Raw genomic sequence first — 21,481 nt, 5'->3', positions numbered from 1 at the left:
TTCGTGGCCGGCCCTGCGGCGGTCAAGTCGTGCATTCCTTCCAGTGCCCTGGGAGATGGCGCAGATCATCGGGCTCGTCGATGTCCCACAATGCGGGTTGCTCACTCAGGGACCACCCCAAAGTCAGGCGTGACGATCACGCGCCGCAGCGCACGGTCGAGGCGGTGAGGGAGTCGCACCTCATGGGCGCCGGGCATCAAGGCCTGCCAGCGCGGCGTTGTGGATACTACGGATAGGCAATGAACCTGTCCCCATTGGATACTGGGCCACGATGATCGAGAACGGGAGCCGCGCCATGAATGGCTGGAATCGGCAATGGCTGGTCAGCGGGGTCCTGCTGGCGTTCATCGCGGCCGTGGTGACCCTGGGCGTGCTTTATCGGGATGCTGCGGGTCAAGCACCCAGAAGCCGGCGAGCCAGCACGGACTGCATGTCCCGGCGACCATCGGCGATCAAGTAAATAACGACCCGGTCGCCCAGGACGCGATAGATCACACGGTAGGGTTTGAACCCCGTCTGGCGGTAATCCTTGATGCCCAGCGCCATGAGTTCCTTCGGATAGCTCCCGCGCTCCGGAAACTCGACGAGCCCCTCCACCACCTCCAGCAAGCGGTTGAGCACGTGGTTCGCGTGGTCCGGGCCATCGAACATCGCAGATGTAGTCGTAAATGGACTCCAAGTCCTGCTCTGCGCCTTGCGCAAGCAGCACCGCGTAGCGCGTCGGCCTGTCGGCCATCAGACCGCGATGCGCTTCGCACGCAGACGCGCCACCACATCGCCGACCGGCTTAAGGCGACCGGCCTCGACGTCCTGCTGGCCGAGCGCCAGGATCTTCAGAAGGGCTAAGGTCTCCTGCGTTTCCTCGAAGGAGGCAACGTCCTGCAGCACAGCCTTGGCTTCCCCATTCTGCGTGATGACCAAGGGTTCCCGGTTTTCGGCAAGGTGGGTCAGTACCTCGGCGGCATTGGCCTTGAGGTAGCTGATGGGCTTGACTTGGGATGAGTAGCGCACGGCTCTGCTCCTGAAATAAGGCGATCAGGGTCTGCATTACATGTATCTCACCCATTACGGGCGAGTGGCCGATCTACCGCCCCTTTGCCTGTCACCGTATGAGGGCAAGAACGGGCAAAGGCGCGATCCTTGCGCACTCTGGGACCTGTCAGCCCCGTGCCTTGGCCTCGATCCGGCGCCGGTGCAGCACCGGCTCCGTGTAGCCGTTGGGTTGTTCGCGACCCTTGAAGACCAGATCACAGGCCGCCTGGAAGGCCACCGAGGCATTGAAGTCGGCCGACATGGCGTGATAGGTGGGGTCAGCGGCGTTCTGCTCGTCCACCACCTGGGCCATGCGCTTGAGGGTCTCCACCACCTGGGCCTCACTGCAGATACCGTGGTGCAGCCAGTTGGCGATATGCTGGCTGGAGATGCGCAGGGTGGCCCGGTCCTCCATGAGGCCCACGTCGTTGATGTCGGGCACCTTGGAACAGCCCACACCATGATCGATCCAACGCACCACATAACCCAGAATGCCCTGGGCGTTGTTGTCCAGCTCCTGCTGAATCTCCTCGGCGCTCCAGTGGGGATCGGCCTCCACCGGGATGGTGAGGATATCCTCCAGCCGGGCGCGGCGTTGGCTCGCCAGCTGGGCCTGCACATCCGCCACCTTCACCTGGTGGTAATGCAGGGCGTGCAGCGTGGCCGCCGTGGGCGATGGCACCCAGGCGGTGTTGGCGCCCGATTTGGGATGTCCCACCTTTTGCTTGAGCATGTCGGCCATCAGGTCCGGCATGGCCCACATGCCCTTGCCGATCTGGGCGTGTCCCTTGAGGCCACAGGCCAGACCCACATCCACGTTCCAGTCCTCATAGGCCTGCAACCAGCGGGCGTTCTTCATGGCGGCCTTGCGGATCATGGGGCCGGCTTCCATGGAGGTGTGGATCTCGTCCCCGGTACGATCCAGGAAACCGGTATTGATGAAGACGATGCGCTCCTTTACCTCACGGATACAGGCCTTGAGGTTCAAGGTGGTGCGCCTTTCCTCGTCCATCACCCCCACCTTCAGGGTGTGGCGGGTCATGCCCAGGGCGTCCTCGATGCGGGCGAAGAGTTCATTGGTGAAGGCCACCTCTTCCGGACCATGCATCTTGGGCTTGACGATATACACCGAGCCGCTGCGGGAGTTGCGCATCCCGGTGGTCTTGTTCAGGTCGTGCAGGGCAATCAGGCTGGTGATCATCCCATCCAGGATGCCCTCAGGGACCGGTTGGCCCTCCTTGTCACGCACGGCATCGATGGTCATGAGATGCCCCACGTTGCGCACGAACATGAGCGAGCGACCCTGCATCACCAGGCGACCGCCTTCCGGGGTGGTGTATTCCCGATCCGGGTGCATGGACCGCTCCACACTGCGTCCACCCTTATCGAAGGTGGTGGACAAGTCAGCCTTCATGAGGCCCAGCCAGTTACGGTAGACCTCCACCTTGTCCTCAGCGTCCACCGCAGCCACCGAGTCCTCGCAGTCCATGATGGCGGTCAATGCTGCCTCCATGAGCACATCCTTGATGCCGGCGGAATCGGTCTTGCCGATGGGATGCGCAGCATCGAACTGGATCTCGAAGTGGATGCCGTTGTGCTCCAGGAGCAGCGCCTTGGGGGCCGAGGCCTCACCCTGGTAGCCCCTGAACTGCCCCGGGACCTTCAGGCCGGTCTCGCTGCCGTCGGCGCAGGTGACCCGAAGCACGCCGTCCACCACAGCATAGCCCTTGGAACCGACATGGCTGCCCTGTTGCAGGGGGGCCGCATCATCCAGGAACCGCCGGGCGAACTCCACCACTCTGGCGCCACGCCGCGGGTTGAACTCAGCCCCCCGCTCGCAGCCATCCGCATCGGCAATGGCATCCGTCCCATAGAGGGCATCATACAGGCTGCCCCAACGGGCGTTGGCGGCATTCAGGGCATAGCGGGGATTCATGACCGGCACCACCAACTGCGGTCCGGCCTGACTGGCCACCTCGGGATCCACGTTGGCGGTGCTCACCTGAAAGTCTTCGCCTTCCGGCAGCAAATAGTTGGATTCCCGCAGAAAGTCCTGGTAGGCCTGCATATCCACGGAGCCGGGATGGGCCTTGTGCCAGTCATCAATCACTGCCTGCAAGGCATCGCGCTTTTCCAGCAACTCCCGATTCCTGGGGGCCAGATCATGAACCATCCGGTCCAGGCCACCCCAGAAGGCCTCGGCAGAGACGTTCGTGCCCGGCAGGGCCTCCCGGTTGATGAAATCGTGCAGTTGGGCGGCAACCTGCAACTGACCCGCCGTGACGTACTCGCTCATATGCTGTCCTCTGCTTGCTTAAGGCTGGGGCTTTCAGGGTGACGACTGGATGACCACCAGCGTCCCCTCGGGCATGGTGTCGAACAGTTCTATCACATCCGCATTGGTCATGCGCACGCAGCCCTCCGAGGCGGGCTGACCGATCAGACCTTCCTCGTCGGTGCCATGAATATAAATATAGCGGGAGAAGGAATCGATCCCCTCCCCTCGGTTCACGCCGTCCTCCAGCCCTTCCAGCCAGAGAATGCGGGTAGTGACGAAGTCCCGGGGAGTACGCTCAGGCGCGGTGACAATCGGCGTGATCTGACCCGTGTTCTCGCGGGCCCGGAACACCGTGCCCCTGGGCGCGCCGTCGCCAAACTTGCTGTGGATCCGATGCACGCCCAGTGGGGTGCGCAGGCTGCCATCCTCATTGCCAATGCCAAAGCGGGAGGTGGAAATCGGATATTCCCGCTGAACCTCTCCCTGCCGGATCAGGTAGAGCCGCTGTTCATCAATGCGCACCACGGCGACCGGATCGGCCACGAAGAATTCGGGGAAATCCGACTGCAGTCGCTTGAGGACAGGTTGATACCACGGCGCCATCTCATGCTCCCTATCGAAGGTTTCCACATACCAGCCCGCGCCCGCCATCGGGCCAAAGGCAAGCAGACACAGAGCCAGGATGGCCATGATGCGGAGGCGATTCAACACGGCATCAGGCGTTGTTATACAGATCCAGGTTGGCGTATTCGCGTTCCTTTTTCTTCTTGGCCAGATCATTGCGACGCGCTTCCAGATGGGCCAGGTAATCACGACTGACCTGGGTGACATATTCCCCTGTGAACACCGAACAATCAAAATTTTCCAGACGCGGATTGCCCTTGCGCACGGCGCCCACCAGATCTTCCAGATCCTGATAGATCAGACGGTCGGCGGCCACCGCCTCACAGACCTCGTCCTCGCTGCGCCCATGAGCAATGAGTTCCTGTGCGGCCGGCATGTCGATGCCATACACGTTGGGATACCGTACCGGCGGCGCGGCGGAGGCAAAGTAGACCTTACGGGCCCCGGACTCCCGGGCCATCATGACGATCTCGCGGGAGGTGGTGCCACGCACGATGGAGTCATCCACCAGCAGCACATTCTTGCCCTTGAACTCCAGGCCGATGGCATTGAGTTTCTGGCGTACCGACTTACGTCGCTGGGTCTGACCCGGCATGATGAAGGTGCGGCCGATGTAGCGGTTCTTGATGAAGCCTTCCCGATACTTCACGTTCAGTTCATGGGCCATCTCGATGGCTACGGTGCGCCCGGTGTCCGGTATGGGGATGATCACATCGATGTCGTGGTCCGGCCATTCCCGCAGGATCTTCTTGCCCAGTCGCGTTCCCATGCGCATGCGTGCCCGATGCACGACCACATCGTCGATGACCGAGTCGGGGCGGGCAAAATACACATACTCGAAGATGCAGGGTGAAAGTGTGGCCTGCTCGGCGCAATGACGGGTGTGTACCGTACCATCCATCTCGATGTAGACCGCTTCCCCCGGATCCAGATCTCGCACCAGGTCAAAACCCAGGGTGTCCAGGGCCACGCTTTCCGAGGCCACCATGTATTCGGGTCCTTCCGGGGTTTCCCGCCGCCCGAATACGACCGGACGGATACCATGGGGATCCCTGAAGCCCAGCACCCCCCGACCTGCCACCATGGCCACCACGGCATAGGCCCCCTGGCAGCGACGATGCACGCCTCGCACGGCGTTGAAGATCTCATCCTGAGTCACCGCCAGGCCATCATGACGAATCAGCTCCTGGGCCAGCACGTTCAGCAGGATTTCGGAATCCGACTCGGTATTGATATGGCGTCGATCCTCAAGGAAGAGTTCGCGCTTGAGGTCACTGGCGTTGGTGAGGTTGCCGTTGTGCCCCAGGGTGATGCCGTACGGGGAGTTCACGTAAAATGGCTGGGCCTCGGCAGATGACGCGCTGCCGGCGGTGGGGTAACGCACATGACCAATCCCCATAGTGCCGGTCAGGTTGCGCATATGCTGCTCATGGAAGACATCCCTGACCAAGCCGTTGTCCTTGCGCAAATGCAGGTGGCCTTCCAGGTCACAGGTCACGATGCCGGCCGCATCCTGCCCCCGGTGCTGCAATACCAACAGGGCGTCGTACAGCGCCTGATTGACAGGGCTGCGACCGACGATTCCGACGATTCCGCACATGGGAAGGCCTCTTGAAGATTCAAAAAGAGCGGGGGAACCCGATCCGGGGGTCAATCCCCAAAGGAGAAGTTCTCTGCGATATCCTGGGGCAGGAAGTCACGCATCCACAGCGCGATACGTTCAAATTGGGGTAATAGCTGGCTTTCCTGCCACCAGGGTTCCTGGGGCACGACGGTCAGGCCCGCCATCAGCACCACCACGGCCACGATGGCCACGCCACGCGCCAGGCCGAAAACGGCGCCGATGCTTCGATCCGTGCCGGACAAACCGGTCTTTTTTACCAACTGGCCCGCCAGCATATTCACCACCCCACCCATGATCAGGGTGAGAATGAAGAGGATGGCAAAGGCGATCCCCACCAACAACGTCGGATCTTCGATTCCCAGGGGGAGGTATTCGGATAAAGGTGCCGAGTAGGTCAGCGACACCAGGAAAGCCAGCACCCAGGTGGCCACCGAAATGGCCTCCTTGATGAACCCCCGAAACAGGCTGATCACCGCCGAGATGGCGATGATGGCCACGATAACCAAATCGATCCAGATCATTGTCGTAATGATTGCAGAAGCATGACCGGGATTTTAACAAAGATCGACGGCACGAATGGCCCTTTGCCCGAAAAATAACCCGGTCACGGATGGGTGACAACGATGCCCGCCAGCGCCTGCTCCTGCTGGAGCCGCGTTTTGAGGCCCTGGGCAGCTCGCCGCTCCAGTTCCGGGCCCACCTTCACACGAAAGAGCGATCGCCCTTCCGCCTCAGTGCGTTCCACGAAGGCCGGGAATCCGGCCTGTCTGAGGCGCTCCGTCTCGGCCCGGGCGTTGGATTCCTGACTGAAACTGCCCACCTGCACCACCCAGCCACCGGACACTGGCGTGCTGCCAGGCTGGGGACGGGCTGACGGGCGGGATTCCGTCGTCGATGCCTCCGGCTGCGACGCGGCATTATCCGGCAAGGGACGTGCCTGAGGCTCACGCACCGAGTCGGGCGCCGGGGCCTGAAGCATCCTCGGCGTGGACACCTCGGGTGCCACGGTGCCAGCGCTGCGGGGCGCCGCGGCAGACGGGCGGTCAAACACCGGCTCCGGGGGTATGGCCCGTTTGGCATCCAGACGGGCCTCTCGTCCGGCGCCATCCAGCAGCATGGGCAGGAAGATCACAGCCAGGGCCACCAGCACGGTAGCGCCCAACAGGCGTTGTTTCAGGGGTGCTTCCACGGGTTGGCCATCATCTCACAAGCCCTGGGCCGGCACCCTGTCCTTCAGGCAAGGGAGCCGGCCCGTGGGCGCTGCCGCCAGAAACGGCGTGTTACTGGTTCAGGGCCCGCAACATCCAGGCGGTCTTTTCATGAACCCGCATGCGATCCGACACCAACGCGGCGGTGGATTCGTCGTCGGCCGCTTGCGCCACCTTGAGCACCTCACGGCAGCATTTGACCACCTTCTCGTGACTGTCGGTGAGGATGTCCACCATTTCCCGACCCGCAGGCACGTTCTCCACCTCTTCGATGGAACTCAGGGAGGCCAACTGCTTGTAGGTGCCTGGTGCCACCACATCCAGGGTGCGGATACGCTCGGCAATATCATCCACGGCGGTTGCCAGCTCTGTGTAGTGTTCCTCGAACATCAGATGCAGTTCGCGGAACTGCGGCCCCACCACGTTCCAGTGGAAGTTGTGGGTCTGCAGGTACAGGGTGTAGGAGTCAGCCAGCAGGCGCTTGAGGCCCTCGGCAATGCTGAGTCTGTCCTGTTCGTTGATACCGATATCGATCTTGCTCACTGCGTTGTGCTCCTTCGTTCTGCTTAATGGACGGACAAAATGGGTGAGTCGAGCACCCTCACACCCAAGAGGTATGGGCGATTCAGGCGCTCTTCAAGGTCGTATCGACCCAGGGGAACGGTGCCTGTAGCACTGCGGCCACGGTATGAAAGGACCCGAACACGATAATGCGGTCCGCCGGCCCCGCCTGCAACAGGGCAGCCTGACAGGCCTCCACAACGCTGGACGCGATATGCACCGGGGCCTCACCCTCCAGGTGGGCGGCCAACGCTTCAGGTGCCAAGGCCCGGGGCAGGTCCAGCGCCCCCAGATACCAGGCGTCCATCAGTGGCCTCAAGGGCTCCAGGATCCCCGGAACATCCTTGTCGGCCATGACCGCCATCACCGCCAGGGTGCGACCCTCCACAGGCGCATCCGCCAAGTGTGCCCCCAGGGTACAGGCACCCTGGGGATTGTGGGCCACATCCACCCATACTGCCGGCGCCTGCCGGAGGCACTGATACCGCCCCATCAGTTGCGCCTGGGCGATCCCCTCGCGCACCGCCTGCTCGGTCAGGGGGACCTGATCCTCCAGCAGCAAGGCGGCGGTGAGGGCCGTAGCTGCATTACCACGCTGAATCGAACCGGCCAGGCCCGGTGGCGGCAGCGACGGCAGCGTCATTCCCATACCGTGATAATCCCACACCCCATCGTCGCTCACGGGGCCCACGTGAAAGTCGCTCCCGGCCAGGGCCAGGGGGGTGTTCAGGTTCGCCGCATGCTCCAGCAGGCGAGACGGGGGGTTCATATCACCACAGACCGCCGGCTGTTCGCTACGAAAGATACCTGCCTTCTCAAAACCGATGGCTTCCCTGTCCTCCCCGAGCCAGCTTTGATGATCGATACCCACCGAGGTCACCACGGCCACATGGGCATCCAGGATATTCACCGCATCCAGGCGACCACCCAGCCCCACTTCCAGCAGGATCACATCCATGGCCTGGCGGCGGAAAAGCCACAGGGCAGCGAGGGTGCCAAACTCGAAGTAGCTCAGACTGATCGTATCCCGAGCCCGATCGACGGCAGCAAAGGCCTCGCACAGAAGCCCATCCTCCACGGGAACCCCTGCCAGACGGATGCGCTCGTTGTAGCGCAATAAATGGGGAGAGGTGTAAACGCCCACACGATAACCCGCCGCCCGGTAGATGGCCTCCAGGAACGCCACGGTGGATCCCTTACCATTGGTGCCCCCCACGGTGATCACCGGGGCGGAAGCAGGCCGCAGCCCCATCAGGTCCGCTACGCGCCCTACCCGGTCCAGCCCCAGATCAATGGGACGGATATGAAACCGCTCCTGCCAGTCCAGCCAGTCTGCCAGGCTATCAAAACGCGGCGGGGGTACGTCGGTTTCGCTCATGAACTGGCCGGCCCCTGTCCCGCCTTCTCCGGCTCCAGGGAGGCATCGCCCAGACCCTCGGGGGGTTGCTGAGCCGCCTGCTCTGAAACCGGTTCCTCGTCGAAGGCCTCGGCCTCGGGGAGCGGCTGGCCGGGCCGGTGTGTCAGCAGGCAAAGGAGCGATGACAGACGGTTACGCATCTCACGTCGGTCAATGATCATGTCGATGGCACCGTGTTCCAGCAGGAACTCGGAGCGCTGAAAGCCTTCCGGCAGGGTTTCGCGTACCGTCTGCTTGATCACCCGCGGACCGGCAAAACCGATCAGGGCTCCGGGTTCCGCGGCGTTGATGTCCCCAAGCATGGCCAGACTGGCGGACACACCCCCCATGGTGGGATCCGTCATCACCGAGACGTAGGGCAAACCTGCCGCGCGCAACCGCGCCAGGGCGGCACTGGTCTTGGACATCTGCATCAGCGAAAACAGGGCCTCCTGCATGCGCGCCCCGCCACTGGCCGAAAAACACACCATGGGAATGCCTTGCTCCACAGCGGTGTTCACACCGCGCACAAAGCGCTCGCCCACCACCGAGCCCATGGATCCCCCCATGAAATTGAAGTTGAAGGCCGCGGCCACCACGGGCACGTCCCGTACCGTACCCTGCATGACCACCAGGGCATCCTTCTCGCCCGTGGTCTTCTGGGCCGCCTGGAGACGATCCTTGTAGCGCTTGCTGTCACGGAAGCGCAGCATGTCCACGGGCTCGATCTGGGCACCGATTTCCTCGCGCTCGCCGGCGTCCAGGAAGGTCTCCAGGCGACGTCGCGCATTCATGCGCATGTGGAAGCCACACTTGGGGCAGACATCCAGGCTGCGCTCCACCTCAGGGCGGTACAAGGTCGCCGAACAGCCATCGCAGCGCAGCCAAAGGCCCTCGGGTACGGCACGCTTGTTGGTGGCCTCGGTGCGGATCCGGGAAGGGACGAGTTTTTCAAACCAGCTCATGGGCGTTGGTCATCCTGTTGGATCAATGATCGGCACGGTTGCGTGGCGACCGTGAAGACAATGGCGTGTTCCATCAGGCCTGCTGGGAGGCATCCATGGCCTGGCGCATCTCTCCCAGCAGGCTTGCCACGGCGGCACGACCCGCCGGCAGATCCTGGGTGTTGGCGGCCAGCAACTTGACCAGGGCACTGCCCACCACCACGGCGTCGGCCACACGGGCCACACAGGCAGCGGTGGAGGCATCACTGATACCAAAGCCCACGCCCACCGGCAGATCCGTGTGCTGGCGGATCAAAGAGAGCTTCTCCGCCACTGCGTCCACATCCAGGCTCGCAGCCCCGGTCACCCCCTTGAGGGATACATAGTAGACAAAACCGGAGGCCGCTCCGCAAATGGCTTTGATACGGGCCTCGTGACTGGTGGGCGCCAGCAGAAAGATGGGGTCGATGCCGTTCGCGGACAGGGTCTGCACCAGATCGCCGCCCTCCTCGGGGGGTAGATCCACGGTCAGCAGGCCATCCACGCCGGCCTCGGCCGCCTCTCGGGCAAAGGTCTCATAGCCCATGATTTCCACGGGATTGAGGTAGCCCATCAACACCACCGGCGTGGTGGTATTGTCACGGCGGAACTCACGCACCATGCCGAGCACGCCGCGCAGGCTCACATGGTGCTTCAAGGCCCGCTCGCAAGCCTGCTGGATCACCGGGCCGTCGGCCATGGGATCGGAGAACGGCACTCCCAGCTCGAGGATGTCGGCACCGGCCTCTACCAGCTCATGCATCAGCGGCACGGTGTTGGCAGGCTCCGGATCACCGGCAGTCACGTAAGGGATCAAGGCCTTGCGGCCCTGGGACCTGAGAGATTCGAAACGGGCGGCAATGCGGCTCACAGTTCGATGCCCTCCATGCGGGCCACGGTATTGATGTCCTTGTCACCACGACCGGACAGGTTGACGATGATCCCGCCATCGGCGCGAACCTGGGGCGCCAGCTTGATCACCTGAGCAATGGCATGGCTGGTTTCCAGGGCCGGGATGATGCCCTCGGTGCGCGTCAGGCGGTGGAAGGCAGACAAGGCCTCATCATCCGTGACGGAGACGTATTGCACCCGTCCGACATCCTTGAGCCAGGCATGCTCCGGACCTACACCGGGATAATCCAGACCGGCCGATACCGAATGGGTTTCGGTGATCTGACCGTCGACATCCTCCATCAGGTAGGTGCGATTGCCATGCAGCACGCCCGGTTTGCCAGCACACAGGGGGGCGGAGTGACGACCCGTCTCGATACCGTCTCCCGCCGCCTCGACCCCGTACATGGCCACATCGGTATCATTCAGGAAGGGGTGGAACAGACCGATGGCGTTGGAGCCACCCCCTACGCAGGCCACCAGGGCATCGGGCAGTTCGCCGGTGGCCTCGAGATACTGGGCCCGGGCCTCGCGACCAATCACCGACTGGAAATCCCTCACCATGGCCGGATAGGGGTGCGGACCGGCCACGGTGCCAATGATGTAGAAGGTATTGTCGACGTTGGTCACCCAGTCGCGCATGGCCTCGTTGAGGGCATCCTTGAGGGTGCGTGAACCGGAGGACACGGGCACCACCCTGGCCCCCAGCAGGCGCATGCGATACACGTTGGGCGACTGGCGCTGGATGTCATCAGCGCCCATGTAGACCACGCATTCCAGCCCCAGGCGCGCCGCCACGGTCGCCGTGGCCACACCGTGCTGTCCGGCACCCGTCTCGGCAATGATGCGGGTCTTGCCCATGCGCTTGGCCAGTAGTGCCTGGCCGATGGTGTTGTTCACCTTGTGGGCGCCGGTGTGGTTCAGGTCCTCGCGCTTGAGGTAGACCCGGGCGCCACCCAGTTCACGGGTGAGCCGTTCTGCCAGATACAGGGGGCTTGGGCGACCCACGTATTGAGCCAGATCGCGATCCAGTTCAGCCAGGAACTCCGGGTCCTTGAGATAACGTTGATAGGCCTCCCGGAGTTCTTCCAGGGGCTCCATCAGGGTCTCGGAGACAAACTGGCCACCATAGGGCCCAAAATGCCCACGGGCATCCGGGAAGGCGCGCCAGTCAGGCGTCTGTTGGGGTTTGCTCACGGTCGACACGTCGTACCTCGCTGATGAATCGGATCATGCGTCGGGCATCCTTCACGCCCGGTGACGACTCCACGCCACTGCTCACATCCACGGCCCAGGGACGGGTTTGTCTGACCGCCTCGGCCACGTTGTCCGGATGCAGCCCGCCGGCCAGCACCAATGACCGTTGGGTTCCCGTGGGCCATCGGCCCCAATCGAAAGCCTGCCCGGTGCCACCGGCCTGCCCCGCGCCATGACTGTCCAGCAAAAAACCCTGGGCTCCGACATAACGCCCCATGAAGGCATCCGGCGTCTCGGGCCCGGCCATGGGGACCGCCTTGAGATAGGTGCAGCCAAAGGACTCGCAATAATCCGGCGGTTCGCTGCCATGAAACTGCAGTACATCCAGGGGCACATGGGCCATCACCTGTCGCACCTGTTCGGCATCTGCATCCATGAACAATCCCACTCGCGTCACGAAGGGGGGAACGGCCCGCGCCACAGTCAATGCCCGCGCCGCATCGATGGCCCGAGGGCTGCGATCGTAAAAGACCAGACCGATGGCATCGCAGCCGGCCTGGGCCGCCGCCCGGGCATCCTCGGCGCAGGTAATGCCACAGATCTTGATACGGGTACGCATGACTGCCTGGGTTGCTGAACAGGACCCACAAGGTTACCAGAAATCCTGTCCCGGGATCAGCCGTGGCCACGGAGGGATCGCCTGGGACAGGCATATGACCATGACCGCGCTCAGGCGTACTCAGGGACGATGGCAGGCGGATGCAGGTCGAAGTGATCTTCGTAACCCACCTGCACCAGATAAAGACCATCCGGCGGGGCCGTGACGCTCGCCTGGGAGCGGTCGCGCGCCGCCAGCACCTCAGCGATCCAGTCGGGCGGATACTCTCCTCGACCGATGGCCATCAAGACCCCGGCGATATTGCGCACCATGTGGTGCAGGAAGGCATTGGCACGAATATCCATATGGATGAAATCGCCGCGCCGATGCACCGACACCTCCTGTACCGTGCGTATGGGTGTGCGGGCCTGGCATCCCTTCGCACGAAAACTGGAGAAATCCTGCTCACCCAGCAAGTGCGGCACGGCCTCAGCCATCAGGGCTGCATCCAGAGGTCTGTGAATCCACGTGACCCTTCGGCGCAGGATGGCGGGACGGGTCAGGCGATTGAGAAAGATGTAGCGATAACGACGCCACCGCGCCGAGAAACGGGCATGAAAGTCCGCAGGCATGGGCCGCACCCATTGAAAGCTCAGTTCCGGGGATAAATGGCTGTTACCCCCCAGCAGCCAGGCTCGCGGATCGCGCACCGCCCGGGTGTCGAAATGGATGATCTGCCCCGTGGCGTGTACACCTGCATCCGTGCGTCCGGCACAGGTGACGTGGATGGGCTCGTCCGCCACCCGGGAGAGGGCTTTTTCTACCTGGGCCTGCAGGGTGCGGGCCTCTCTTTGGGTCTGCCAGCCACGAAATCCAGAGCCATCATATTCGATGCCTATGGCCAGGCGCTGCAAGGTCTCAGTCATGGGTCACCGTGGTCAAGAAAAATCAGAGCCATCCGCTCGCATCAAGGTCCGGCGGCCAGCAAGACCAGGGGCAGGATCACCAGAGCCATGCCGAGCCAGTCCCGCCATCCTGGTGCCGCCATGGGGGTCAGATGAATGGGTTCCAGCGGCGCTTGATGCGCCTGGTTGAGCACTCCCTGGAAAAGACCGGCAGCACGCTCGCCCAAACCTTGCAATCGCGCACCCAGACTCCGTGGTGCCCCCTGAACACTGCCCCGTGCCTCCCGGGCCAGCAGTCCGACATGGGGCAGGGCCTCCAGGGTCAGCACCAACCGCACCGCAAATCGCTCTCGCGGAAACCCCAGGAGAGCCAGGGGCCGGGTGAGCCAGAGCAGACCCTTTACCAGCTCATCCCGCCGGGTCGTCTCCAGTAACCAGACCACCGCACCCACGGCCAGTACCAGGACCAAACTGCGCTGCAGCCCCAGCACCAGCCCCTCCCGGCTGGGCAATAGCTCTCCGGCCAGGGGAAGCAGTGGCGTCCCGGGAGTGAACCAGCCAAACACCAGAATGATGGATACAAAAAACCACTTGAGCCGCCCCACCATGGTCACGAAACGGTCAATTCCTTGCCCACCCAGGTACCAAAGACCAAGCGCCACCCAAACACATCCACCGGCCAGTACCGCCGGAACGGCTCGGGCGACGCAGAGGATGAACAGGATAACGCCGAGTATCTTGATGGCTGGATGCATGAATCACAATGAAAAACACCCGCCGGTTGTTCAGTGCCAACCGGCGGGTATTCTCCCAGGGGCTGAAAAGAGGTGCCGGATCGCCGGCGGCTTACTGAATCTGACGCATCAGCTCCTCTGCCTCGCGTCGCTGCCCTTCGTCGCCGTCACTGACCACTTCCTCCAGTGTGGCACGGGCCCCCTCAGCATCACCCATCTCGATGTAGGCTCGGGCCAGATCCAGCTTGGTGCTGATCTCGTCGCCCAGGCTGAAGTCTTCATCCTCGGCACTGCCCAGTTCATCCATGGTGCGAGCAGCATCATCCGCATCAAAGGTGTCATCCAGATCGAAATTCAGGTCGTCGGCATCCAGTTGCAGGGGCGAGTCCTGGTCATCCGTACCATCGGTCGTTGAATGCCCGACATCACCGTCCCGCGCCTGGGGTTCATCCAGCTCCGGGAAGGGCTCATCCATCTGCAGCGTGGCAGTATCATCCGCCACACCGGACGGCGGCCGCTTCGGCTCATCAGCCCCGGTATCCGCTCCCTGGTCCAACCCCGCCCCGGGCACACCTTCACCCAGGTCCTTGGCCCACTCCTCGTCCAGGAAGCCACTGTCGTCCAGGTCAAACTCCAGCGTGGCATCATCGGCATCCGAGCCCGAGGTGCGAGCAGGGACTTCAGGCGTGTCCGGGGTGGGCGAGGCCGTCCGTGACGGAGGCGGCACCCGAGTGGGCGCCTCGTCTGAAACCTCCTTGCTGGCACCGGTGGGCGCATCCCCCCCAATGTCCTCGGGAAGATCCAGATCCAGATCCCCGATACCGGAGACTTGCGTGTAATCCCCAGCGTCCTCCCCGTCTCCCAGACCCATATCGTCCAGGTCATCGCGAATCTCGAAGTCCACTTCGGAGAGCGACCCTTCCAGCTCCGCGGTATCCAGGTCGAAGTCACTGGTATCGGGGCGCTCGGGGGCGGCCTGGCCCGACGTGGCCACACCGCGGAACAAGGGATTGTCAGGGCTGATCTCCTGCCCCATGAGCACCACGCGATCCCATAGCTTGCTGGGACGTTCACCCAGGGACTGGCGCATGTCCGCCGCCACCCCCTCAAAGGCTTCCCGATTCTTGCCGGCGAAATAGGCCTCGGCCAGCTTGAAACGATAATCCAGGCGGTCCGGATCCTGTTTCACGGCATTCTCCAGCAGGTCTTCCGCCTGCTGGTAGAGCCCGTAGGCCAGATACACATCCGCCTCGGCCACCGTATCATCGTTTGAGACCTCATCCCGATGGCGTGGCCCTCCATCATCCACTGCTTCAGCGGTGGCGCCACCGGGAACGGTGAATTCCATGGTATCCGTCAGTTCAGCAGCATCCCCCATGGGCCTCTTCGGCGAAGGCAACTGGGTCTCCATGGTGTCCATCATTGCCGTGGACATATCCTCACCGGAGTCCGGCTCAACACCGAAGGCAGGACGCCCCTGACCGGCTTCATCCCGGGCCGTGCCAGTGGCGCCCGCCGCCGCAGCGCCACCCGCTGCCGCAGCAGCCAGCCCCTGACCCGATGCGCCCGCTTCGCCCTTGAGGGTGGCATCCGCCACCGGGGCAGCGGCCTCTTCGCCATCGTCCTGGTCACGCAAGCGACGAATCATCAACCAGAGCAGGGCGAGAATCAGCAAGAGGCCAAAGCCCGCCCCCATGAGCAGCGCCGGGTTATTCAACAACTGGGTCAGCGCGGTGGGCCGCGGTTCCGATTCAGCGGGTGCAGGGGGCGCCGGGGTGGCCTCGGGCGCTGGGCTCACATCCGGAACTGAATCCGACGGAGGCACCACCGACTCGGGAGCTGTTGGCAGGGGCTGGGTGGGCAAGGCCGGAGGCAGGTAGTCCGGCTCGCGACCCTCCATACGGGCCAGTTGATTCTGCAGGTTCGCCAACTGCTGATTGGTGAGGGTCAGCAGGCGGGTCTGCCTTTCCAGCAAGCCTTCCAGTTCCTCTACCCGGTTACGCAGCTCATCCGCCTCCTGGCGGCGGGACTCGGTGGTTTCCCGCAACAGGGCCAGTTCCTGCTGCAGGCGTTGGGCCTCATCATCGGTGGCGACATCGCCCACGATCTCCAGGCGGGCATCATCCCCCGCCGATGCGTCCGGCGCCGGTTCCGCGGAGGTTTCGGGAGTCGCCTCACCGGATGGCGACGCGGGCTCATCGGTGACAGCCACCTGGGGTTCAGGCTGTTCGGTGGCTCGCTCCCGGTATTCCCTCCATAGCCGGTTCTGGCGCATCACCTCCTGACGCGCTTCGCCAGGCGCCAGGCGAGTGATTTCATCACGCTCCGGCACGCGCAGCACCTGGCCGCTGCGCAGGTTATTGATATTGTTCTCCTCGAAGGCCTCGGGGTTGGCCCTGAGCAGGGCCAGCATCATCTGTTCGACGCTCACAGCTGTATTGGGACGCAGCCGCTCCCCCAGTTGCCACAGGGTGTCGCCCCGACTGACCCGATAAGTGGAGGGGCCGGTATCGCGGGGCGCTTCGGCGCGCGTCACGCCCGGTGGCGAAGTTTCGCGCCCGGGGGCCGGTGCCGAGGGGGCCGGGGTGGGCTGGCGCGTCTGTTCAAAGCGCGTGGGCGGATCCAGGAGGATAGTGTATTCGCGCACCAGGCGGCCGCTGGGCCAGCTGGCCTCAATAAGGAAGTTGAGGAAGGGTTCGCGGATGGGGTTGCGGGAGGTCACCCGGATGACATGGCGACCGTCACGGGTCGTCATCGGCTCGAAATCGAGTTCGGTCAGCCGGTGGTCACGGTCGATGCCCATGCGCGTGAACAGTGCGTCGGGGGCCAGTCGCACCACCAGATCGTCCACCTCGCCCGGCTCCACCGAGACCAGTTCGATCTCCGCCCGGAGGGGTTGGTTGAGCGCGGATCGGGGCTCGATTTCCCCCAGCCCCAGTCCCAGGCTCGCCCCCGGAACGATCAGGGCCCATACGGCGGTTCCCAAAGCCACTCTGCGCACAGCATCATCCCCTCTTTAACACGACCGGGGACCGTCCTGTTCATCCGGCCCGGCCGCCGTTCCCCCGGTTGAGCCTCCACGTGCAGCGGCCCGGGCGCTGCACCCGGTCCGCTGACTCAGGACAGGCTCGCGTTATAGGTAATCTTTTATCAAAACTTCGGCGATTTGGATACTGTTGAGGGCGGCACCCTTGCGCACGTTATCCGCAACCACCCACATATTCAGACCCCTGGGATGGGAGATATCCTCGCGGATGCGGCCCACAAAGACCGGATCCCGATTGGCCCCCTCGGTGACCGCGGTGGGGTAACCGCCATCGGCACGCTCGTCCAGCACTTCCACGCCCGGCGCGTTTGCCAGCAGTTCGCGCGCCTTCTCGGCACTGATCTTGTCCCGGGTCTCGATATGCACGGCCTCGGAATGACCGTAGAACACCGGCACACGCACGGTGGTGGGATTCACCTGAATCGAGTCGTCCTCGAAGATCTTGCGGGTCTCCCAGACCATCTTCATCTCTTCCTTGGTGTAGCCATTCTCCAGGAAGACATCGATGTGCGGCAGGCAATTGAAGGCGATCTGCTTGGGATACACCTGGCATTCCACCGGTTGGCCGTTGAGCAGGCGTGCCGACTGACCGGCCAGTTCCTCGATGGCCTCCTTGCCGGTGCCTGACACCGCCTGGTAAGTGGCCACGTTGATGCGCTCGATACCCACGGCGTCGTGCAGGGGCTTGAGCGCCACCAGCATCTGAATGGTGGAGCAATTGGGGTTGGCGATGATGCCCCGATGGGTGTGCTGGGCCACGGCATGAGGGTTCACCTCCGGCACCACCAGCGGAATATCGTCGTCATAGCGGAACTGAGAGGTGTTGTCGATCACCACACAGCCGGCCGCAGCCGCCTTGGGCGCATATTCCTTGGAGACGGAGGCGCCGGGCGAGAACAGACCGATCTGCACCTTGGAGAAATCGAACTCGGCCAGGTCCTGCACCACCAGTTGACGGTCACCGAAACTTACCCGGGAACCAGCAGAACGGCTGCTGGCCACCGCATACACCTGCCCGACGGGGAAATTCCGTTCGGCCAGGATGGACAGCATGGTCTCGCCAACGGCGCCAGTCGCGCCGACAACGGCCACATCATAGGTTTTGCTCATCTTTGTAAATCCTTGGATCAAATACTGATTGATGGGTGCGTGGGTGACAAGGGATCAGTCGGACAGGGCGGCCACCACCGCCTGCCCCATCGTCTGGGTGTCCACCTTGTCGCAACCTTGAGTCCAGATATCCGGCGTGCGCAGGCCATCATCCAGCACCCGACCCACAGCCGCCTCGACACGGGCTGCCTGGACCTCTTCACTGAGACTGTAGCGCAGCATCATGGCCACCGACAGCAGCGTAGCCAGCGGATTGGCCAGGCCCTGCCCGGCAATATCGGGAGCCGAGCCATGAATGGGCTCGTACAGACCCTTTCCATGGGCATCCAGGGAGGCGGAAGGCAGCATGCCGATGGAGCCGGTGAGCATGGCGGCCGCGTCGGAGAGGATGTCGCCGAACATGTTCTCGGTGACGATCACGTCGAACTGCTTGGGCGCGCGCACCAACTGCATGGCGGCATTGTCCACATACATGTGGGACAGCGCCACATCCGGGTAATCCTTGGCCACCCGCTCCACCACTTCGCGCCACAGTTGTGAGACCTCCAGCACATTGGCCTTGTCCACGGAACACAGGCGCCGATCCCGCTTCATGGCGATATCAAAGCCACTGCGGGCGATGCGTTCAATCTCCGGCTCGGAATAGATGATGGTGTTATAGCCTTGGCGCACGCCATCCTCGCGGGTATCGATGCCCCGAGGCTTGCCAAAATAGGCTCCACCGGTGAGTTCCCGCAGGATCATGATGTCCAGGCCACCGACAATCTCCGGCTTGAGGGCGGAGGCCGAAGCCAATTGCGGGTAGAGGATGGCCGGGCGCAGGTTGGAGAAGAGTTCCAGCTGTGCACGGATGGCCAACAGGCCGCGCTCAGGGCGCTTCTCCCAGGGCAGTTCGTCATAGCGAGGGCCACCCACGGCACCCAGCAGCAATCCATCGGCCTCACGGGCCAGCTTCAGGGTCTGTTCCGGCAGGGGCTCACCGGCAGCATCGTAGCCGGCGCCACCAATGGGGGCCTTTTCCAGCTCGGCATCCAGACCGAAGCGCTCGCGCAGGGCGTTGAGCAGGCGGGTCGCCTCGGTAACGATCTCGGGGCCGATGCCATCACCGGGCATGACAAGGATTTTATGGGTCATGGGATACTCGGAATTACAACAGGAGTTGATTGAACACTGGGCCAGCCGGAGCCGCCCTCCAGGGCAGGCGGCCCCTCGACGTGCGTGAATCGTTTATCAGGCCGGAAACAACCAGGGCGCCTCGGCACCGCGCTTTTGTTCGTAGGCCCGGATGTCATCGGCATGTTGCAGGGTGAGACCGATATCATCCAGCCCATTGAGCAGACAATGGCGCCGGAAGGGATCCACCTGAAAGGAGAAGCGCTCACCCGAAGGGGTCTCCACGGTCTGGGCCTCCAGGTCCACGGTCAACTGATAGCCGGGCTCGGCCAGCACCTCATTGAAGAGTTGATCGACGATGGCCTCGTCCAGCACCAGCGGCAGGAGTCCGTTCTTGAAACTGTTGCTGAAGAAGATATCCGCATAGCTCGGGGCGATCACGGCCCGAAAACCATAATCGGTCAAGGCCCACACCGCGTGCTCGCGGGAGGAACCGCAGCCGAAATTCTTGCGGGCCAGGAGCACCTGTGCGCCCTGATAGCGGGGATCGTTCAGCACGAAGTCCGGGTTCTGGCGACGCTGACTGTGATCCATCCCCGGCTCGCCCGGGTCGAGATAACGCCAGTCATCGAACAGCGTGGGACCAAAGCCCGTGCGCTTGACGGATTTCAGATACTGCTTGGGGATGATGGCGTCGGTGTCCACATTGGAGCGGTCCAGCGGCGCCACCTTGGCGGTCAGTCTTTGAAATTTTTCCATGGGGTCACCTCATTCAGTTCATGTCGCGGACATCGACGAAATGCCCGGCCACCGCAGCGGCGGCCGCCATGGCGGGGCTCACCAGGTGGGTGCGCCCACCCAGGCCCTGGCGACCCTCGAAATTGCGATTGGAGGTGGAGGCGCAACGTTCACCGGGCTCCAGGCGGTCGGCGTTCATGGCCAGACACATGGAGCAACCCGGGTCGCGCCATTCGAAGCCGGCCTCCAGGAACACCTTGTCCAGGCCTTCCTGTTCCGCCTGCTGCTTCACCAGGCCCGAGCCCGGCACCACCATGGCCAGTTTGACGTTCTCGGCCACCCGACGCCCCTTGACCACCTGGGCTGCAGCGCGGATGTCTTCCAGACGACCGTTGGTGCAGGAACCGATGAACACCTTGTCCACCTGGATATCGGTCACGGGCATGCCGGCCTGCAGGCCCATGTATTCCAGCGCCCGTTCCATGCCCCGGGTCTTGACTGCGTCGCCGGCCAGGGCCGGGTCGGGCACCCGACCGCCGATCGGGGCCACCATCTCCGGAGAGGTCCCCCAGCTCACCTGGGGCTGGATGCCGGCGGCATCGATGTGCACCACGTGGTCAAACTTCGCATCCGGATCGGATTTCAGCTCCCGCCAGGCAGCCACGGCCTGCTCCCAGTGTTCGCCACGGGGGGCATAGGGGCGATCCTTCACATAATCGATGGTGGTCTGGTCCACGGCCACCATGCCGGCCCGGGCTCCCGCCTCAATGGCCATGTTGCATACGGTCATGCGCCCCTCCATGGACAGATCACGAATGGCTTCGCCACCAAACTCGATGGCGCAACCCGTGCCACCGGCAGTACCGATCTCGCCGATGATGGCCAGCACGATGTCCTTGGCGGTGACACCGGGCCCCACCTTGCCGTCCACGGAGACCAGCATGTTCTTCATCTTCTTCTGCAGCAGACACTGGGTGGCCAGCACGTGCTCCACTTCCGAGGTGCCGATACCCACGGACAGGGCCCCGAAGGCCCCATGGGTAGAAGTATGGGAGTCACCGCAAACCACGGTCATGCCGGGCAATGTGGCGCCCTGCTCCGGACCAATCACATGCACGATGCCCTGACGCACGTCGCTCATGGGGAAGAAGGTGATGCCCAGGCTTGTGACGTTGTCCTGAAGCGTTTCCACCTGGATGCGGGAGACGGGATCGGCGATGCCCCGGTCCCGGTCCGTGGTGGGCACATTGTGATCCGGCACGGCCAGCACCGTATTGGTGCGCCAGGGCTGACGTCCAGCCAGACGCAGGCCTTCGAAGGCCTGGGGCGACGTCACCTCATGTACCAGATGCCGGTCGATGTAAAGCAGAGCCGTGTCATCGTCCTCGCGGCGTACCACGTGGGCATCCCAGAGTTTGTCGTAGAGTGTCTTTCCGGTCATGA

General features: G+C 63.2%; 20 protein-coding genes. All 20 read right to left on the bottom strand.

What is annotated here, in order from left to right:
• Nucleotides 1-393: 393 nt before the first annotated feature.
• A complete protein-coding gene (locus tag LPW29_RS06820; protein WP_238627390.1) occupies nt 394-651 on the bottom strand; it encodes a type II toxin-antitoxin system RelE/ParE family toxin in 258 nt (85 codons plus the stop codon).
• An 84-nt stretch (nt 652-735) separates the two neighbouring features.
• Nucleotides 736-1,011, bottom strand: coding sequence for a type II toxin-antitoxin system Phd/YefM family antitoxin (locus LPW29_RS06815; RefSeq protein ID WP_238627389.1), 276 nt, complete (start codon nt 1,009-1,011; stop codon nt 736-738).
• A gap of 148 nt (nt 1,012-1,159) precedes the next feature.
• Nucleotides 1,160-3,328, bottom strand: coding sequence for a malate synthase G (locus LPW29_RS06810; protein WP_238627388.1), 2,169 nt, complete (start codon nt 3,326-3,328; stop codon nt 1,160-1,162).
• Between the two features lie 33 nt (nt 3,329-3,361).
• On the bottom strand, nt 3,362-3,913 hold the full coding sequence (locus tag LPW29_RS06805; RefSeq protein ID WP_238627398.1) for a L,D-transpeptidase: 552 nt from the start codon (nt 3,911-3,913) through the stop codon (nt 3,362-3,364).
• A gap of 112 nt (nt 3,914-4,025) precedes the next feature.
• Nucleotides 4,026-5,534 carry an amidophosphoribosyltransferase gene (gene purF, locus LPW29_RS06800; protein WP_238627387.1) on the bottom strand — a complete coding sequence of 503 codons (1,509 nt, stop codon included), beginning with the start codon at nt 5,532-5,534 and terminating at the stop codon, nt 4,026-4,028.
• Nucleotides 5,535-5,584: 50 nt separating this feature from the next.
• A complete protein-coding gene (locus LPW29_RS06795; protein WP_090254142.1) occupies nt 5,585-6,079 on the bottom strand; it encodes a CvpA family protein in 495 nt (164 codons plus the stop codon).
• Between the two features lie 83 nt (nt 6,080-6,162).
• Entirely contained in the window at nt 6,163-6,747 is a 585-nt protein-coding gene (locus LPW29_RS06790; protein WP_238627386.1) for an SPOR domain-containing protein, read from the bottom strand.
• A gap of 91 nt (nt 6,748-6,838) precedes the next feature.
• Nucleotides 6,839-7,309 (bottom strand): Dps family protein, encoded by a 471-nt coding sequence (locus tag LPW29_RS06785; RefSeq protein WP_090254139.1) that lies wholly within the window; start codon nt 7,307-7,309, stop codon nt 6,839-6,841.
• A gap of 82 nt (nt 7,310-7,391) precedes the next feature.
• Nucleotides 7,392-8,705 (bottom strand): bifunctional tetrahydrofolate synthase/dihydrofolate synthase, encoded by a 1,314-nt coding sequence (gene folC, locus LPW29_RS06780; protein WP_090254138.1) that lies wholly within the window; start codon nt 8,703-8,705, stop codon nt 7,392-7,394.
• Nucleotides 8,702-9,688 (bottom strand): acetyl-CoA carboxylase, carboxyltransferase subunit beta, encoded by a 987-nt coding sequence (gene accD / locus LPW29_RS06775; protein WP_090254136.1) that lies wholly within the window; start codon nt 9,686-9,688, stop codon nt 8,702-8,704. Before accD ends, folC begins: the two co-directional genes overlap by 4 nt.
• A 73-nt stretch (nt 9,689-9,761) precedes the next feature.
• Nucleotides 9,762-10,577 carry a tryptophan synthase subunit alpha gene (gene trpA / locus LPW29_RS06770; protein WP_090254135.1) on the bottom strand — a complete coding sequence of 272 codons (816 nt, stop codon included), beginning with the start codon at nt 10,575-10,577 and terminating at the stop codon, nt 9,762-9,764.
• Nucleotides 10,574-11,794 carry a tryptophan synthase subunit beta gene (trpB, locus tag LPW29_RS06765; protein ID WP_238627385.1) on the bottom strand — a complete coding sequence of 407 codons (1,221 nt, stop codon included), beginning with the start codon at nt 11,792-11,794 and terminating at the stop codon, nt 10,574-10,576. The genes trpA and trpB overlap by 4 nt, the downstream gene beginning before the upstream one ends.
• Nucleotides 11,769-12,413, bottom strand: coding sequence for a phosphoribosylanthranilate isomerase (locus LPW29_RS06760; RefSeq protein WP_238627384.1), 645 nt, complete (start codon nt 12,411-12,413; stop codon nt 11,769-11,771). The genes trpB and LPW29_RS06760 overlap by 26 nt, the downstream gene beginning before the upstream one ends.
• Nucleotides 12,414-12,523: 110 nt before the next feature.
• The gene (truA, locus tag LPW29_RS06755) at nt 12,524-13,318 is read right to left on the bottom strand and encodes a tRNA pseudouridine(38-40) synthase TruA (protein ID WP_090254130.1); all 795 of its coding nucleotides are present in this window, start codon (nt 13,316-13,318) and stop codon (nt 12,524-12,526) included.
• Nucleotides 13,319-13,359: 41 nt separating this feature from the next.
• Nucleotides 13,360-13,959: a hypothetical protein gene (locus tag LPW29_RS06750; RefSeq protein WP_338018681.1), complete on the bottom strand. Its 600-nt coding sequence runs from the start codon at nt 13,957-13,959 to the stop codon at nt 13,360-13,362.
• Nucleotides 13,960-14,143: 184 nt separating this feature from the next.
• A complete protein-coding gene (locus tag LPW29_RS06745; RefSeq protein ID WP_238627383.1) occupies nt 14,144-17,032 on the bottom strand; it encodes a FimV/HubP family polar landmark protein in 2,889 nt (962 codons plus the stop codon).
• A 132-nt stretch (nt 17,033-17,164) separates the two neighbouring features.
• Nucleotides 17,165-18,187 (bottom strand): aspartate-semialdehyde dehydrogenase, encoded by a 1,023-nt coding sequence (locus tag LPW29_RS06740; protein WP_090254124.1) that lies wholly within the window; start codon nt 18,185-18,187, stop codon nt 17,165-17,167.
• Between the two features lie 54 nt (nt 18,188-18,241).
• A complete protein-coding gene (gene leuB, locus LPW29_RS06735) occupies nt 18,242-19,321 on the bottom strand; it encodes a 3-isopropylmalate dehydrogenase (protein ID WP_238627382.1) in 1,080 nt (359 codons plus the stop codon).
• 96 nt (nt 19,322-19,417) lie between these two features.
• Nucleotides 19,418-20,059 (bottom strand): 3-isopropylmalate dehydratase small subunit, encoded by a 642-nt coding sequence (leuD, locus tag LPW29_RS06730; protein WP_090254120.1) that lies wholly within the window; start codon nt 20,057-20,059, stop codon nt 19,418-19,420.
• Nucleotides 20,060-20,072: 13 nt separating this feature from the next.
• Nucleotides 20,073-21,479 (bottom strand): 3-isopropylmalate dehydratase large subunit, encoded by a 1,407-nt coding sequence (gene leuC, locus LPW29_RS06725; protein WP_238627381.1) that lies wholly within the window; start codon nt 21,477-21,479, stop codon nt 20,073-20,075.
• Between the last annotated feature and the right edge of the window lie 2 nt (nt 21,480-21,481).

Origin of the sequence: Ectothiorhodospira sp. 9100, assembly GCF_022227565.1 — a bacterium.
Lineage (GTDB): Bacteria > Pseudomonadota > Gammaproteobacteria > Ectothiorhodospirales > Ectothiorhodospiraceae > Ectothiorhodospira > Ectothiorhodospira marina.
Note: the sequence above shows the minus strand (reverse complement) of the source record. Positions and strands in the feature narration are given on the sequence as shown.

Excerpts from the sequence above, each read along its gene's own strand:
- LPW29_RS06740 (WP_090254124.1), bottom strand. The coding sequence starts at position 18,187 with ATGAGCAAAACCTATGATGTGGCCGTTGTCGGCGCGACTGGCGCCGTT.
- truA (WP_090254130.1), bottom strand. The coding sequence starts at position 13,318 with ATGACTGAGACCTTGCAGCGCCTGGCCATAGGCATCGAATATGATGGC.
- accD (WP_090254136.1), bottom strand. The coding sequence starts at position 9,688 with ATGAGCTGGTTTGAAAAACTCGTCCCTTCCCGGATCCGCACCGAGGCC.
- folC (WP_090254138.1), bottom strand. The coding sequence starts at position 8,705 with ATGAGCGAAACCGACGTACCCCCGCCGCGTTTTGATAGCCTGGCAGAC.
- purF (WP_238627387.1), bottom strand. The coding sequence starts at position 5,534 with ATGTGCGGAATCGTCGGAATCGTCGGTCGCAGCCCTGTCAATCAGGCG.
- leuC (WP_238627381.1), bottom strand. The coding sequence starts at position 21,479 with ATGACCGGAAAGACACTCTACGACAAACTCTGGGATGCCCACGTGGTA.
- LPW29_RS06795 (WP_090254142.1), bottom strand. The coding sequence starts at position 6,079 with ATGATCTGGATCGATTTGGTTATCGTGGCCATCATCGCCATCTCGGCG.
- LPW29_RS06810 (WP_238627388.1), bottom strand. The coding sequence starts at position 3,328 with ATGAGCGAGTACGTCACGGCGGGTCAGTTGCAGGTTGCCGCCCAACTG.
- LPW29_RS06760 (WP_238627384.1), bottom strand. The coding sequence starts at position 12,413 with ATGCGTACCCGTATCAAGATCTGTGGCATTACCTGCGCCGAGGATGCC.
- LPW29_RS06820 (WP_238627390.1), bottom strand. The coding sequence starts at position 651 with ATGTTCGATGGCCCGGACCACGCGAACCACGTGCTCAACCGCTTGCTG.
- leuB (WP_238627382.1), bottom strand. The coding sequence starts at position 19,321 with ATGACCCATAAAATCCTTGTCATGCCCGGTGATGGCATCGGCCCCGAG.
- LPW29_RS06805 (WP_238627398.1), bottom strand. The coding sequence starts at position 3,913 with ATGGCGCCGTGGTATCAACCTGTCCTCAAGCGACTGCAGTCGGATTTC.
- leuD (WP_090254120.1), bottom strand. The coding sequence starts at position 20,059 with ATGGAAAAATTTCAAAGACTGACCGCCAAGGTGGCGCCGCTGGACCGC.